Annotated in this window: 13 protein-coding genes; 5 read left to right on the top strand and 8 right to left on the bottom strand. The window is 61.2% G+C overall.

From position 1 onward, the window contains the following. Positions 1 to 284 precede the first annotated feature (284 nt). The 7 genes from glpE to FHK92_RS05650 all read right to left on the bottom strand — a co-directional run bounded on the left by glpE (position 285) and on the right by FHK92_RS05650 (position 7,922). Entirely contained in the window at positions 285 to 614 is a 330-nt protein-coding gene (glpE, locus tag FHK92_RS05680; RefSeq protein ID WP_181287215.1) for a thiosulfate sulfurtransferase GlpE, read from the bottom strand. 33 nt (positions 615 to 647) lie between these two features. Then, the gene (locus tag FHK92_RS05675; protein WP_181287214.1) at positions 648 to 1,523 is read right to left on the bottom strand and encodes a symmetrical bis(5'-nucleosyl)-tetraphosphatase; all 876 of its coding nucleotides are present in this window, start codon (positions 1,521 to 1,523) and stop codon (positions 648 to 650) included. Next, a complete protein-coding gene (gene apaG, locus FHK92_RS05670) occupies positions 1,523 to 1,903 on the bottom strand; it encodes a Co2+/Mg2+ efflux protein ApaG (RefSeq protein ID WP_181287213.1) in 381 nt (126 codons plus the stop codon). Before apaG ends, FHK92_RS05675 begins: the two co-directional genes overlap by 1 nt. Positions 1,904 to 2,010: 107 nt before the next feature. Continuing rightward, positions 2,011 to 2,829, bottom strand: coding sequence for a 16S rRNA (adenine(1518)-N(6)/adenine(1519)-N(6))-dimethyltransferase RsmA (gene rsmA / locus FHK92_RS05665; RefSeq protein ID WP_181287212.1), 819 nt, complete (start codon positions 2,827 to 2,829; stop codon positions 2,011 to 2,013). Further along, on the bottom strand, positions 2,826 to 3,815 hold the full coding sequence (gene pdxA, locus FHK92_RS05660) for a 4-hydroxythreonine-4-phosphate dehydrogenase PdxA (RefSeq protein ID WP_181287211.1): 990 nt from the start codon (positions 3,813 to 3,815) through the stop codon (positions 2,826 to 2,828). Before pdxA ends, rsmA begins: the two co-directional genes overlap by 4 nt. Then, entirely contained in the window at positions 3,812 to 5,128 is a 1,317-nt protein-coding gene (gene surA, locus FHK92_RS05655; protein ID WP_181287210.1) for a peptidylprolyl isomerase SurA, read from the bottom strand. Before surA ends, pdxA begins: the two co-directional genes overlap by 4 nt. Then, complete coding sequence (locus tag FHK92_RS05650; RefSeq protein ID WP_181287209.1) at positions 5,109 to 7,922, bottom strand: LPS-assembly protein LptD; 2,814 nt, start codon at positions 7,920 to 7,922, stop codon at positions 5,109 to 5,111. Before FHK92_RS05650 ends, surA begins: the two co-directional genes overlap by 20 nt. Positions 7,923 to 8,052: 130 nt before the next feature. Here FHK92_RS05650 and FHK92_RS05645 point away from each other — a divergent pair, with 130 nt between their 5' ends. Genes FHK92_RS05645 through FHK92_RS05635 form a run of 3 tightly spaced genes read left to right on the top strand, consistent with a single transcriptional unit; the run spans position 8,053 to position 10,515 of the window. Beyond that, positions 8,053 to 9,078, top strand: a complete 1,026-nt coding sequence (locus tag FHK92_RS05645) for an aminoglycoside phosphotransferase family protein (RefSeq protein ID WP_181287208.1) — start codon at positions 8,053 to 8,055, stop codon at positions 9,076 to 9,078. After that, the gene (gene murU, locus FHK92_RS05640) at positions 9,075 to 9,746 is read left to right on the top strand and encodes an N-acetylmuramate alpha-1-phosphate uridylyltransferase MurU (protein WP_181287207.1); all 672 of its coding nucleotides are present in this window, start codon (positions 9,075 to 9,077) and stop codon (positions 9,744 to 9,746) included. The genes FHK92_RS05645 and murU overlap by 4 nt, the downstream gene beginning before the upstream one ends. Position 9,747: 1 nt before the next feature. Then, positions 9,748 to 10,515, top strand: coding sequence for a TerB family tellurite resistance protein (locus tag FHK92_RS05635; protein ID WP_181287206.1), 768 nt, complete (start codon positions 9,748 to 9,750; stop codon positions 10,513 to 10,515). Positions 10,516 to 10,679: 164 nt separating this feature from the next. Here the strand turns inward: FHK92_RS05635 and FHK92_RS05630 are convergent, their stop codons facing one another. After that, complete coding sequence (locus tag FHK92_RS05630) at positions 10,680 to 11,669, bottom strand: alpha/beta hydrolase family protein (RefSeq protein ID WP_181287205.1); 990 nt, start codon at positions 11,667 to 11,669, stop codon at positions 10,680 to 10,682. Positions 11,670 to 11,743: 74 nt separating this feature from the next. Between FHK92_RS05630 and FHK92_RS05625 the strand changes: the two genes are divergently transcribed. Both FHK92_RS05625 and FHK92_RS05620 read left to right on the top strand, forming a co-directional pair. Continuing rightward, positions 11,744 to 14,140, top strand: coding sequence for a PAS domain-containing sensor histidine kinase (locus tag FHK92_RS05625; protein ID WP_181287204.1), 2,397 nt, complete (start codon positions 11,744 to 11,746; stop codon positions 14,138 to 14,140). 123 nt (positions 14,141 to 14,263) lie between these two features. Further along, the gene (locus FHK92_RS05620) at positions 14,264 to 14,893 is read left to right on the top strand and encodes a response regulator (RefSeq protein WP_003206156.1); all 630 of its coding nucleotides are present in this window, start codon (positions 14,264 to 14,266) and stop codon (positions 14,891 to 14,893) included. The last annotated feature ends 126 nt before the right edge of the window (positions 14,894 to 15,019 follow it).

The raw sequence follows: 15,019 nt of genomic DNA, 5'->3' as shown, positions 1-15,019 counted from the left end.
GATACGTGGAGCCGGTGTCGGATCAATCAGTCGATGCTGGACAGCCGCTGGGAACCCAGTTGCCGTTTTACCCCCCAGAATGCTTTCAGGAATATGACTCCTGGAAGCTGACTCCCGATGACCCGCGCGCCGGTGTACCGGCTCTCCCCTGTTTTGGATGGCCTGAGGCTAAGGATAGTTCGGAATCGGAGAGGTAAAGGTGGAATACGTAATTAGTTATGGCAGACCGTTCGTCTGCCATCGCCCAAGCCCGCGGTTCGCGTGGGCTTGGACGTCATAAAAAATTATTCTGGGGTGCCTTGCTCTGTTTCTGCCGGGTAAGTCGAACGCCACAGCTCAAAACCACCGTCCAGGCTGTAGACGTCACTGAAGCCTTGGCTGACCAGATAGCCCGCCGCGCTCTGGCTGGAGTTGCCGTGGTAGCAGACCACGATGGTAGGAGCATCGAGATCAGCGGCCTGGATGAAAGCGTGAAGAGAATGGTTATCCAGGTGCTTGGAGCCACTGATGTGCAACGCTGCGAAAGTGGCGGGGTCGCGCACATCGACGACAACGGCGCCTTGTTCACGCAGGGCCTGGGCCTGTTCGGTAGGGATGCGTTTGAATTCGGTCATTTAGGACTCCTGTGGCCTGAAGCGCAAAGCCGATCAAAGGGCAGTGCCGGCCGGCAATGATGCAATGGTCGATGGATGTGGTTTGGCGTGGCCTTTCTCGTCGCAATCGCAGCGCAGCAGCTCGCCGCTGTCGACGTTCATCAGCGTCAGCGCGCTGCCCCATACGCAGCCGGTATCGAGGGCAAAGACGCCGGGCTCGTCACTTTGACCTTCAAGGGCCGCCCAATGGCCAAAAATGATTTTCAGGTTACGGGTCTTGCGCTCCTTGTGCTTGAACCATGGCGCATAACCGGGTGGGGCGGTCTCGATGCCTTCCTTGCCCTTGAGATCCAGCTTGCCGTCGCGGGTGCAGAAACGCATGCGGGTGAAATAGTTGGTGATAACCCGAAGGCGGGCCGCGCCGGTCAGGTCATTGTCCCATTTGACCGGTTCGTTACCGTACATGCCGTCCAGGTAGGGGCCGAACAAGTTGTCGTCCCGTAGCGCCTGTTCCACTTCGCCGGCGCACTTGAGCGCCTTGCGCAGGGACCATTGGGGCGGGATACCGGCATGGACCAGCGCAAGGTTTCGCGCTTCGTCGTAGTGCATGAGCTTTTGCTGGCGCAGCCATTCGAGCAGCTCGACGCAATCAGGCGCGTCCAGGATCTCTTTCAAGGTATCGGATTTTTTCAGGCGCTCGATGTTCTGCCAGGCGGCCAGCAAATGCAGGTCGTGATTGCCGAGCACGCAGACCAGCGAATCGCGGATGCCATGGAGAAAGCGAAGGGTTTCGAGTGATTGCGGGCCGCGGTTGACCAGGTCGCCGACCAGCCACAGCGTGTCTTTCTGTGGATCAAACGCTACCCGTTCCAGCAGGCACTTGAGCGGGTCGAGACAGCCTTGCAGGTCGCCCACCGCATACGTGGCCATCAGTGCAGCGCTCCGGGCACCGCCAGGCGAAAGGGCTTGATGATGGCGTCGAAGCGTTTACCGTCTTCGGCCAGCATTTGGTAGGTGCCCTGCATGGTGCCGACCTGGGTAGTCATCACGGTACCGCTGCTATATCTGTGGCTTTTACCTGCATCGATCAACGGTTGTTGGCCGACCACGCCCTCGCCGCGGACTTCCTCGACGTGTCCGTCGCCGTCGGTGATGACCCAGTGCCGCGACAATAGCCTGGCTGGTAAGGAGCCGTTGTTGCGCACCGTGATGGTATAGGCGAAAGCGAAACGGTTGTGTTCGGGTTGCGACTGTTCTGCCAGAAAGCGGGTGGCGACGCTGACGTCGACCTGATAACGAGGATCAGACATGCAAAAAGGCCTTAAGCGGGACGCGGACATGACTCAAGAGATTAGTCTAGGCCACGTATCGGGTAGTAAACCAGACCGGCGTACTGCCCGATAGCGGTCATGGCCTGTTAGTTGGCAGCCGTCGTGGGCGCGACTTGTTCGCTGAGCTTGTCGGCCAGGCGCACGAAAGCCGCCAGGTCCAGCTGCTCGGGACGCAGGCTGCCATCGACGCCGGCGGCTTCGATTTCGGCGCTGCTGAGCAACAGCTTCAAGGTGTTGCGCAGGGTTTTGCGACGCTGGTTGAAGGCTTCGCGCACCACGCGTTCCAGCAAGCGATGATCCTTTGCCGGATGTGGCAGGACCGTGTGGGGGACAAGCCGGACGATGGCGGAGTCGACTTTTGGCGGTGGGTTGAACGCGCCCGGGCCCACGTTGAACAGATGATCCACGCGGCAATGGTACTGGACCATGATCGACAAACGCCCCCAGTCACCGCCGCCAGGACCGGCGGCGAGGCGCTCGACTACTTCCTTCTGCAACATGAAATGCATGTCACGGATCAGGCTGGCATTGTTCAGAAGGTGAAAAATCAACGGCGTGGAGATGTTGTATGGCAGGTTGCCCACGACTCGAAGGCTGCCCGGCGCGGCGTTCAGGCTGTTGAAGTCGAATTTCAGGGCGTCGCCTTGGTGCAGGTTGAAGTTGCTCTTGCCGGCGAATTGCTGGTTAAGGATCGGGACGAGGTCCTTGTCCAGTTCCACCACGTCCAGCTGTGCGCCGCTGCCGAGCAAACCTTCGGTCAGGGCGCCTTGGCCCGGCCCGATCTCGAGCAGGCGGTCATTCACCTTGGCATTGATGGAGCGCAGGATGCGATCGATCACGCCAGCGTCATGCAGGAAGTTCTGGCCGAAGCGCTTGCGCGCGCGGTGTTGGTATTGCTCGGTCATAAATGGGTCTCGGCCATCTGGTAGGCGGTTTCCAGCGCGACTTGCAGGCTGCCGGTATCGATCTTGCCGCTGCCGGCCAGGTCCAGGGCAGTACCGTGGTCCACAGAGGTGCGGATGATGGGCAGGCCCAGGGTCACGTTGACCGCCGCGCCGAAGCCTTTGTATTTCAGCACGGGCAGGCCTTGGTCGTGGTACATCGCCAGCACCGCGTCGCAGTGCTCCAGATATTTGGGGGTGAACAGAGTGTCGGCAGGCAGCGGGCCACGCAGATCCATGCCCTCGCTGCGCAAGCGTTCCAATGTGGGTTCGATGATGTCGATTTCTTCGCGGCCCAGGTGTCCGCCTTCGCCAGCATGGGGGTTCAGTCCACACACCAGGATACGAGGCTGGGCGATGCCGAATTTTTCCCGGAGGTCGGCGTGCAGTATCCGCGTGACCCGTTCCAGGCGTTGCGGTGTTACGGCGTCGGCGACGTCCTTCAGGGGCAGGTGAGTGGTGACCAGCGCCACGCGAAGGCCTCGGGTGGCAAGCATCATCACCACTTGCGCGGTCTGGGTCAGGTCAGCCAGGAACTCCGTGTGGCCGGAAAACGGTATGCCGGATTCGTTGATCACGCCCTTGTGCACCGGGGCGGTGATCATGCCAGCGAAGGCACCGTCCAGGCAGCCCTGGCCTGCGCGGGTCAGGGTCTCCAGGACGAACGCCGCGTTGGCGGTGTCCAACTTCCCCGTCATGACCGGGGCGCCCAACGGGGTATCCCAGACATACAGGCTGCCGGCAGGCGCCGGAGCATCCGGCCAGGCATCCGGTGTGACCGATAGCAGGTCGACCGCCACCCCCAACTGCGCGACCCGCTCAAGGAGCAGGTCGCGGCTGGTGATGGCAATCAGAGGGTGCGGCTGGGCTTGCGAGGCGAGCAACAGGCACAGGTCGGGACCAATGCCGGCTGGCTCGCCGGGGGTCAGCGCGAAACGCTTGGGTTTCACTGCGCTGCCTGGTCTGCGCCAGGGAGTTTGATTTCGACGTAGGCTTCGTCGCGAATCTGACGCAGCCAGGTTTGCAACTCTTCGTCGTATTTGCGGTTACGCAATACCGTCATGGCTTGCTGCTCGCGCGCCTGGGTCGTGCTGTCGGTGGCGCGGCGGCCAAGGACTTCCAGTACGTGCCAGCCATAAGGGCTTTTGAACGGCTTGGACAGTTGGCCCTGCGGTGTTTCGGCCATGACCTGGCGGAACTCGGGAACCAGCGCATTCGGGTCGACCCAATTGAGGTCGCCACCGTGCAGGGCCGACCCCGGGTCTTCCGAGAAACTCTTGGCCAGCTCGGCGAAGTCTTCGCCAGAAGTGATCCGTTCGTAAAGCTTCTCGGCCAGGCGCTTGGTCTCGGCTTCGCTGCGGATTTCACTTGGCTTGATCAGGATGTGGCGAACATGCACTTCATCGCGCACCTGGGTGCCGCCGCCGCGTTTTTCCAGTAGCTTCAGGATGATGAAGCCGCCCGGTGTACGGGCTGGCTGGGTGATGTCACCCACGGCCATGGAGCTGAGTTCGCGATCGAACGGAGGGGGCAGTTGAGCAGCTTTGCGCCAGCCCATGTCGCCGCCTTCCAGGGCGTTCTCACTGGCGGAGCGCGCCACGGCCATCTGGCCAAAGTCAGCGCCTTGCTTGAGTTGCTGGTAAACGTCCGTTGCCTGGCGATACGCACTCTGGATCGCTTCGGAGTTGGCGCTTTCCGGCGTGGGGATCAGGATGTTTGCCAGGTGCAGCTCTTCGGACAGCTGCATTTTGCCCAGGTCGGAAGCGAGGAAGTTCTTCACTTCCTGCTCGGACACCTGGATGCGTTCGGCCACACGACGTTGCCGTACTCGGCTGATGACCATCTCGCGACGGATCTGGTCGCGGGCGTCGTCAAAAGACAGGCCGTCGCGAGCCAGGGCGGCGCGGAACTGGTCGATGGTCATGTTGTTGCGCTGGGCAATGGTGCCCACGGCCTGGTTCAGTTCTTCATCGGTGATGCGAATGCCGGAACGCTCGCCGATCTGCAATTGCAGGTTTTCAACGATCAGGCGCTCAAGCACCTGCTGGTCCAGCACGCCCGGCGGCGGCAAGCCACCGCCACGCTTGGCAATGGTTTGCTGGACTTCATGGACACGCTGGTCCAGTTGGCTTTGCATGACCACGTCGTTGTCGACGATGGCCACGACCTTGTCGATGGATTGCACCGCGGCGTTGGCCGCGGTACCCAGGAACAGCGCGCCCAGCATCAGCGGGCGCAGACAATCAGAAAGCTTGGTCTTCACGTTCACGATAACCTTGAATGCCTTTGTCGAGGAAACTCTCTACCTTGGCGCCGGTGAGGCCGCCGAGTCCCTTCAGAACAATTTGGAGGAAGACGCCGTGGTCGCCCTTTTCGTTTTCCGGGGCGGCCTGACTGAATTCCTCATAGTCGACCCAGTAGCGGTTGATCAGGCGCAGTTTCCAGCAGCAGTTGTCGTATTCGAAACCACCGAAGGCTTCCAAAGTACGGTTGCGGTTGTAGTCATACTGCCAGCGGCTGATGGCGTTCCACTGCGGCACGATCGGCCAGATGACCGAGAAGTCGTGCTGCTTGATCTTGTAGTAGTCCTTCACGTAGTTCGGATCGCCCGGCCGGCCGTAGTCGCCACCGCCCACTTGCCATTGGCCAGTGGCTTCGTCGTAGCGGACCTGGTCGTTGCGATAACGGTAACCGGCGTTGATGACCTTGTTCGGGTTGTCTTCCGGCTGGTAATGGAACATCGCGCTGCCCGAACGAGGGCTGCGGGTGTCCGGGTCCCAGTTGTAGGTCGCCGTGGTGCGCCAATCGCGGTTCCAGCGGTATTCGTATTCCAAGGCATATGGGGACACGTCGGACTTGGCGTCTTCACGCGTCTTGAAGTCGATGCCTGGCAGCTGGACTTCGCGATCCTTGAAGTAAAGGGCCTGGCCGACGCTGACGCGCTGGCGCTCGAAACCGTTTTCTTCGATCCAGCGGCTGGTCACGCCCAAGGACAGTTTGTTCTCGTCGCCGACACGGTCGGAGCCGGAGAAACGATTATCGCGGAACAGGGAGGAATAGCTGAAGGTGTATTCGCTGGTGTCGAAGACAGGAATATCTTCTTGATTGGTTTCCGGCACGTACAGATAGAACAGGCGCGGCTCCAAGGTTTGGCGGTAATTTGTGCCAAAGAATTGGGTGTCGCGATCGAAATAAAGGCCGCTATCAATGCTGGCGATTGGAACTGCGCGACTCTGGCTACCGCTGTACTCGCCTCTAATGTATTCAGTACCCGCTGCTGCCGCTGCCGCTTGTTGAGCAATGATTTGATTTTTACCCGTGCTATCCAAGTCCAAATCATACTGAGTGTATTGGTACTTGAGCGACGGCTTGATATAGCCATAGCTTGCGGTCATCGGCAGGCTGACGACAGGTGCCAGGTTCATGCGGTCGCCGTTTGCTCGTGCCAAGCCCGCAACACGAGTATCGAGGAAGTCGTCGCTGTTACCGTCCTCGTCGGTGTACTGACCGGTCCGCAAATCACGATCAAACCGCACCAGCTCGGTCTTGTACGCGAAATCCAATCCATACGGATGTTCGGGCAGAGAGCCGTTAAAGGTGATCTGAGGCAGGCGGTTATAAGGCGTGATCTTCGAAATCGTCGCCATCTGGTAAGCCTGGGCATTCAACCGCGCGGTGTAGTTGTCGCCGCGATAACTGACGGTACCTTGCTGGTTCACATAGTCTCGCGATTCCACACCGATCTGGTCGGTCTGCAGATCCTGGAAGTAATACGGATCGCTGATCTTGGTGTAGTCGACTTCCGTCAGCACGCGCGAGTCGAGGCCGCCCTTGTGCTGCCAGTTGTACATGTAGCGGGTCTTGTCGTAATCGGTCTGCCCGCTACGTTCATCGTCTTCATCGTTGAGGTACGCGGCGCCGAATTGACCTTCGCTGGACTTGGTCAGGTAACGGAACTCACCCTCCATCAACAGGCCGCGCTTGCCCATGTAGCGTGGGTACAACGTGGCGTCGTAGTTTGGAGCCAGGTTGAAGTAGTACGGAGTAACCAGCAGGAAGCCGGTATCACTGCCGCTGCCAATGGTCGGCGGCAGGAAGCCGGACTGGCGACGGTCGTCGATCGGGAAGTAGATGTACGGCGTGTACAGGACAGGGATGTCCTTGACCCGCAATGTCACGTTGGTTGCAGTACCGAAACCGGTGGCCGGGTTCAAGGTGATGTTGTTGCCCTTGAGCGTCCAGGCGTTGCTGCTCGGTTCGCACGTGGTGTATGTGCCGTCCTTGAGACGGATGATCGCGTTCTCGGCGCGCTTGGCATACAGCGCGTTACCGCGGATGCGCGACTTGTGCATCACGTATTCGGCGTTGTCGACCTTGGCTTCACCGGTATCCAATTGCACGTCGGCGTGGTCGCCGACGATCAGCGCACCGTTGTCGCGAACCCGTACGTTACCGTTCAGTTCACCACGGTTCTCGGCCTGGTACAGGCTGGCCTCGTCGGCTTCGACCTGCATGCTGCCCTGGCGCATGACCACGTCACCGGCCAGGGTCGCTACTTGCTGTTCCTGCTCGTAACGCGAGGCCTTGGCGCCCAGGAAGGTCGGGGCGTCGCTCTTGGCGGTCTTGTCGTTCATGCCTGGGCGCGTCGGTTCGATATACGCGCCAGCGCAGTAGGGACCGGTTTCAGCCAATTGAGCGGGCGTGAGGTTCTCGCGGGGAACCCAGTCCAGGTGACTGTAGTCTGCACTGCGCGACTTCAGGCCGCGGCCCTTGGCTTCGGTGACCAGCATCGGTTTTTCGCCGGCTTCTTCACCAGAACCGCTTTCGGCCGGGGTGCTGCCGCTATCGGCAACCGCACTGCCTTCATGCACGGGGCGCGGCGGCAATGCAGCGGCCGGCGTCTTGGGTGAACAGTCCCAGGCACCCGAAGCGGAGACGGAGCAGTCATACTGCTGCGCCGCGACGACGAATGAAGAGGCCAAAGGTTGCAGGGCCAGCAGACTGCCGGTGACCAGCAACGGAAATTTTTTACGAAACGCGGGGGATTTCAATGCCATCTTATTAGTCCGGGCTTCCTGCGTGCCATCTGCCCGCGGTGTGGGCCGCACGCCTCTCGATGGTCTGAAAAAGATGCTGGATAATAAAGCATGACCCGCTTGACGGCTAGCGCCGTCGGAGACCCTTGCAATGCCTGACCAAGATGTACGCTTGCAACACCTGAAAGTTTGGCTCGATGAGCAACTCCCGATCCTTTTTTCCCAACAAGGCTGGGGCGCCGTGCCCCCGGCCACATTGACCGCGGCCAGCAGCGACGCGAGTTTCCGGCGGTATTTCCGTTGGGAAGGCGCGGGCCGCAGCCTGATCGTGATGGACGCGCCACCCCCTCAGGAAAATTGCAAACCCTTCGTGGATATTGCATTTTTACTGGCGAAATCCGGCATTAACGTGCCAAAAATTTATGCCGAAGACCTCGATCGCGGTTTTCTTTTGCTCAACGATTTGGGCAACCAGACGTATCTGGACGTGATCAACGGCGAAAATGCCGACGATTTGTTCCGCGATGCCCTGCAAGCCTTGTTGGCTTTTCAGCAACTGCCGATGGTGGCGCCGCTGCCCAGCTATGACGTTGCGTTGCTGCGTCGCGAGCTGGAGCTGTTCCCCGAGTGGTACGTCAAGCGCGAGCTGGGTACCGAGTTCGATACGACCCAGCAACAACTCTGGCAGCAAGCGTCCGACCTGTTGATCAACAGCGCCCTGGCGCAACCGAAAGTACTGGTGCACCGCGACTACATGCCGCGCAACCTGATGCTCAGCGAGCCCAATCCAGGCGTGTTGGATTTCCAGGATGCGGTCTATGGCCCGGTGACCTACGACGTGACCTGCCTGTTCAAGGACGCTTTCCTAAGTTGGCCCGAGGAGCGTGTGCGTGGTTGGCTGGAAAGCTATTGGCAAGAAGCCGGCGCGCTTGGCATTCCAGTCCAGCCGGATTTCGAAGATTTCCTGCGCGCCAGCGACTTGATGGGGGTCCAGCGCCATTTGAAGGTGATCGGCATTTTCGCGCGTATCTGCCATCGCGACGGTAAACCGAGATACCTGGGGGATGTGCCGCGTTTCTTTGCTTATATAGAAGCGGTCATCGCCCGTCGTCCTGAATTGGCGCCGCTCGATGAATTGCTTTGCAGCCTGCGCCAATCGACCGGAGCGACCGCATGAAGGCGATGATCCTGGCGGCAGGCAAGGGCGAGCGCATGCGGCCTCTGACGCTGACCACGCCCAAGCCGTTGATCCGCGTCGCTGGTATCCCGTTGATCGAATATCACTTGCGAGCGCTGGTTGCCGCCGGCTTCAGCGAAGTCGTGATCAATCACGCCTGGCTCGGCCAACAGATCGAGGACTACCTGGGAGACGACTCGCGGTTCGGCATGCGCATTGCCTATTCGGCGGAGGGCGAGCCATTGGAAACCGGTGGCGGCATCTTCCGCGCGCTGCCGTTGCTGGGCGACGAAGCGTTCGTGGTGGTCAATGGTGACATCTGGACCGACTTCGATTTCAGCACCTTGCATCGGCCGCTCGACGGCATGGCTCATCTGGTGTTGGTGGACAATCCCGAGCATCACCCCGGCGGGGACTTCATCCTGGCCGACGGAAAGGTTCATGAAGGCGCGCCGCCGGCCGACAAACTGACCTATAGCGGCATCTCGGTCCTCCACCCGCGGCTGTTCGACGGTTGCGTTGACGGCGCGTTCAAGCTTGCGCCGTTGCTGCGCCGGGCCATGGGCCAGGGGCAGGTCAGCGGCGAACGCCTGGACGGGCATTGGATAGATGTCGGGACTCATGAACGCTTGGCGCAGGTTGAAACATTGATAGAAGCGAGCCGTTGATATGTGGTGGCCAGGGACTCTGATCGGAGCGGGAGCGGGCTTTGCCATAGCCAGCATCCCGGGGGCCATGCTCGGTGCGTTGCTGGGACAGGCGCTGGACCGGCGCCTGGACCTGCACAGTTGGGCGCAAGTGCGTGAGCGCCTGGGCGGTCGTCCGGCGTTGCGCAACGATGAATTGTTGTTCGTGTTGCTCGGACGTCTGGCGAAAAGCGATGGGCGAGTCGTGGACGGGCATATCCAGCAGGCTCGCCAGGAAATGCGTGCGCTGGACTTGAGCGAACCGGCGCAACGTCGTGCGATCGCGGCGTTCAACCGGGGCAAGTCCGAGCATGATCGCTTGCGCGGTTATCTGCGTCGCCTCGCCCTCCAGCCGCATGCGGCTGAAGGGGTGCTACGGGCTTGCTGGCGGATGGTGTGGGCCGATGGCCGCGCAGGTGCAAGTGAGCGCGAGTTGCTTGCCCAGTGGGGCAAGTGGCTGGGCTGGACGCCGCAGCAGGTCCAGGCGCTGGCGATCGATTACGAACCGCAGAAACTGTCGAGGCCCGCCAGCGGCGTGACTTATCAGGAGGCGTTGCGGCTGCTGGGCGTTTCCGCCACCAGTGAACCGTCGCAGATCAAGCGGGCTTACCGTCGGCTGCTCAGCCGTCATCACCCGGACAAGATCGCCGGTAGCGGGGCGACGCCGTTGCAGGTGCGTGAAGCCACCGACAAGACCCGGGAGCTGCACAACGCCTATCGGCTGATTCGCGAACGGCGGGATTTCCGCTAGCCGAGCGCCGAGCATTTGTGGCGAGGGGATTTATCCCCGCTGGGCTGTGAAGCAGCCCCAAATTGTCGACACGGGTGTGGGGAATCCTGATAAATGGTCTTGGGAGTGCTTTGCACTCCAGCGGGGATAAATCCCCTCGCCACAATAATGGTTCACTTGAAGTGTTAGTCCGTTTGCGGATTCAACCAACCCCGAACCCGCCGGAACAACTGTTCCTGCTCCGCCGTTGCGTTGGGCAGGGCCTTGAGGGCGACCTGGCTGAAATTCGATCCCTTCAATCGCTTGCTCGCTTGCAGGCGTTCCAGGGCCGCGTTGCGGTCCAGCGGCTTATCCATATAGAAGATATCGGCAGTCGCCAGCTTCAGGGTGGGCGTCAGTTCGGCCAGGCCCGGCGTGGCGGTGACGGGCGTCTGGGCCGCGACCATCACGAAGCGCTCGATCTGCGCCGGCTGCTTTTCACTGAGGTAGCGCGCCGCCCAATAGGCGCCGGTGCCGTGGCCCAGCAGCACGATGCTGCGGGCGCTCTGCTGTTCGGCGTAGGCCAGCGCCGCATCGATGCGGGCAAATATCCGTTCGGCGTCGGCCTTGGCGTGTTCTTCATCGGTTTCGGCGATGGCAGGATCCGCCGCGTCGGCTTCGCCCCCGGCCACTTGTTCGATGGGGGCGGCGGTGGTGGCGTCCGGCGCTGCGGTCGCTACGTCCGCCGGTTTGGTCTCGGGCGGTGTTTCCACAGTGCGGGGTGCAATGACGTCGCTTTGCAGGTCCGGCAGCGTGATGCTCAGGCTGCCCCATTCGGCATCCGGCAACTTTTTGCGCAACGGGCCGATTGCTTGAGGCCAGTCAGCTGTTTCGCCAGCGCCGGGGATTATGATGACCGCGCCCTTGGGATCGCTGGTGTTGGCTGGCTTCCACAGCGCAAGAAAAGCATCGGTGCCGGTTTGTAGCTGTTGTTGTTCCAGGGACGGGACTTTTCGCGCAAGCGCCGCCGCTTCTTCCTGGCTACGCTCGAGCAAGGGTTGACGTTCGGCCGGCTTCTCTTCGGCGGGTTGTTCCGCAGCGGCGGGGGCTGGTTCGCCGGCGTGCACAGAAAATGCACTCGGCAGGATCAGCGACAGGCACAATGCTGGCAACGCCAGGCGGTAAACAGAGGGCATCGGATATTCCATGACCAGAAGTATTTCCGGCAGCCTAATGGGTTGGTCAGTATTTGTCAGTGCATGAGACTTCGATGATGCGTTTTTGCTGCCTGTGGGTTATCGGCTGTTTATGGCTTCCCTTGATGGCCTGGGCCGCGCCTGCGCCGCAGACCCATGATGTGCAACTCAATGGCGTCCAGCGCCAGTGGCTGGCGGAGCATCCGCAGTTACGGGTCGGCCTGGTGCTGCAGGCACCGTATGCGCAATACGACCGGCGCTTGCAACGTTTGTCCGGGACCAGCGTCGAGTTGATGCAGTGGCTGGGCAAGGCGTTGAATGTCGAACTGACCTGGCGCAACTTTCAAGACGTCGCGCAACTGGAGGAGGCGGTGCGCGATGGCGAAGTGGATGTCGCGCCGGGCCTGACCCAGACCCCGATGGGGCTCAGGCTCTGGCAGTTTTCCGATCCTTACATGCGCGTGCCGCAACTCATCGTCGGCGCGCAGAAAGGCGCCGAGGGCGTGGAGTTGGAAAAACTCGACACCCAGAGCCGGGTTGCGGTACGCATGCCCAGTGCCACGGCCGATTACCTGCGCAGCAACTATCCGGCGCTCAATTTGCAGGGTGTGCCGATGGAGCGTGAAGCCTTGCAGCTGCTGCTGACCCAGCAGGCCCGTTATGCGGTGGTCGACGAGGCGCAACTTGGGCGGCTGATGGTCGAACCCGAATTCGCCGAGTTGGCGGTGGTGGGTGACATCGGTTCGCCGCAATTGCTACGGGTCGCCACGCGCCGTGATTGGCCGCAGTTGGCCGAGATCATCGACAGCGCCTTGCAGGCCATCCCGGCCAAGGAGTTGGAGCAACTGCACAGTCGCTGGCTCAAGCCAAAATATCCACGCCTGACCGAGACCCCGGGCTTCTGGCAGAACCTGACGCTGTTGCTGCTGGCGATGCTGCTCAGCAGCGTGGCCATCATATTCTGGCAGCGCCGCCAGCAGCGCTCGGTGGAGCGTCGCCTGCGTGCCGCGCGGGAAGACATCGCCCAACGCACCGCCAGCGAAGAGGCCTTGCGCCTGACTCAATTTTCCATCGACCAGAGCACCGTCGGCATCCTCTGGGTCAATTGGGACAGTCATGTGCGCTACGCCAACCGCGCTGCCGAAACCATGCTCGGCTACGCGCCGGGCGCGATCATCGACCGGCCACTGATCGACTTCGAACCGGGCCTGCACATGGATCGCTGGCTGAACCTGTGGAAGCGTGCCCGTGCCAGTGAGGAGGGACCGCAGAGTTTCGAGACCGAGTGCGTGCGGGCAGATGGCAGCATCCTGCCGGCTGACGTTTCCTTGAGTTTCCTGCGTTTTCGCGATGCGGAATACCTGGTGGTCTACCTCAACGACGTGACGGAACGCCGACGTGCGCTGGCGGCTTTGCGCGAAAGCGAGGCGCGCCTGCAGGGCATCGCCGCCAACGTTCCGGGACTGGTCTTTCGTCTGGAGCGGGCGCCGGTGACCGGGCAAATCGACTTTGCCTACATCAGTGAAGGCAGTGAAAGCCTGGTGGGTTATTCCCCGGCAACCCTGGCCCGCAGCGATACCGGACTGCGCAGCCTGGTGCACCCCGAAGACAAGGCTGGCTATCACCGTTCCCAGGACCAGGCGCTGGACAGCGACAGCGATTGGTCTTGGCAGGGACGTATCCTGACCCGCGAAGGCCTGGAGCGCTGGGCCGAGATCAAGGCGATCACCCGTCGCCTCGAAGACGGCGCCTACGTCTGGGACGGTATCGTCTGGGACATCACCGAAAGCAAGCGCATCGAACTGGAGCTGGCCAGCTCCCGGGAACAACTGCGGGAACTGTCCGCGCACCTGGAAAGTGTGCGGGAAGAGGAAAAGGCGCGGATTGCCCGGGAAGTACACGACGAACTGGGTCAGATGCTGACGGTACTGAAGCTTGAAACTTCCATGTGTGAATTGGCCTACGCGCAGCTCGATCCGGGTCTGCAGGAACGGCTCAACAGCATGAAGCGCCTGATCGCCCAGCTGTTCCAACTGGTACGCGACGTGGCAACGGCGTTGCGCCCGCCGATCCTCGACGCGGGTATTGCCTCGGCCATCGAATGGCAGGCCCGGCGTTTCGAGGCGCGTACGCAGATTCCTTGCCTGGTGCAGGTACCTGACAACCTTCCGCCCTTGAGCGACGCCAAGGCCATCGGCCTGTTCCGGATTCTCCAGGAGGCGCTGACCAACGTGATGCGCCATGCCCAGGCGCATACCGTAGAGTTGACGCTGGTGCGCGAAGACGACCGGCTGTGTCTGACAATTAGTGACGACGGTGTAGGATTCATTACTGATGAGGGACGGCCAACGTCCTTTGGCCTGGTTGGCATGCGTGAGCGCGTGTTGATCATGGGCGGGCAGTTGACCCTCGACAGTGAGCCGGGGGAGGGGACGACCCTGTCGGTGCGTGTGCCGTTGCGTGAGGCTTGATGAAAGTGGGGCGGTTGGGCTGGCCCTATCGCGAGCAAGCTCGCTCCCACAGTGATTGATATTCATACATAACCCTGTGGGAGCGAGCTTGCTCGCGATGAGATTTCGAACCTGGAGAAAAACGTGATCCGTGTATTGGTAGCCGAAGACCACACCATTGTCCGTGAAGGCATCAAGCAGTTGATCGGCCTGGCCAAGGATCTGGTGGTAGTGGGGGAGGCGAGCAACGGCGAGCAGTTGCTCGAGACCCTGCGCCACGTGCCCTGCGAAGTGGTGCTGCTGGATATCTCCATGCCGGGGGTCAATGGCCTGGAGGCGATTCCACGGATCAGGGCGCTGAACAACCCACCGGCGATCCTGGTGCTGTCGATGCATGACGAGGCGCAAATGGCCGCGCGCGCCCTGAAGGTCGGTGCCGCCGGCTACGCCACCAAGGACAGCGACCCGGCGCTGTTGCTCATGGCGATTCGCAAGGTCGCGGCGGGCGGGCGCTACATTGATCCAGACCTGGCCGACCGCATGGTCTTCGAAGTCGGCCTGACCGACACCCGACCGCTGCACTCCCTGTTGTCGGAGCGCGAATTCTCGGTCTTCGAACGCCTCGCCCAGGGCGCCAACGTCAACGACATCGCCCAGCAATTGGCCTTGAGCAGCAAGACCATCAGCACCCACAAGGCGCGGCTGATGCAGAAGCTCAACATCACTTCGCTGGCTGAATTGGTGAAATATGCCATGGAGCACAAGCTGCTCTAACCCCCACCACGATCCACTGTGGGAGCGAGCTTGCTCGCGATAGCGTCAGATGATTCAGCACATAGGTGGCTGACAGACCGTCATCGCGAGCAAGCTCGCTCCCACAGGGTTTGTGTTGGCATATCC

The sequence above is a fragment of the Pseudomonas brassicacearum subsp. neoaurantiaca genome (assembly GCF_013608025.1).
Classification (GTDB): domain Bacteria; phylum Pseudomonadota; class Gammaproteobacteria; order Pseudomonadales; family Pseudomonadaceae; genus Aquipseudomonas.
Note: the sequence above shows the minus strand (reverse complement) of the source record. Positions and strands in the feature narration are given on the sequence as shown.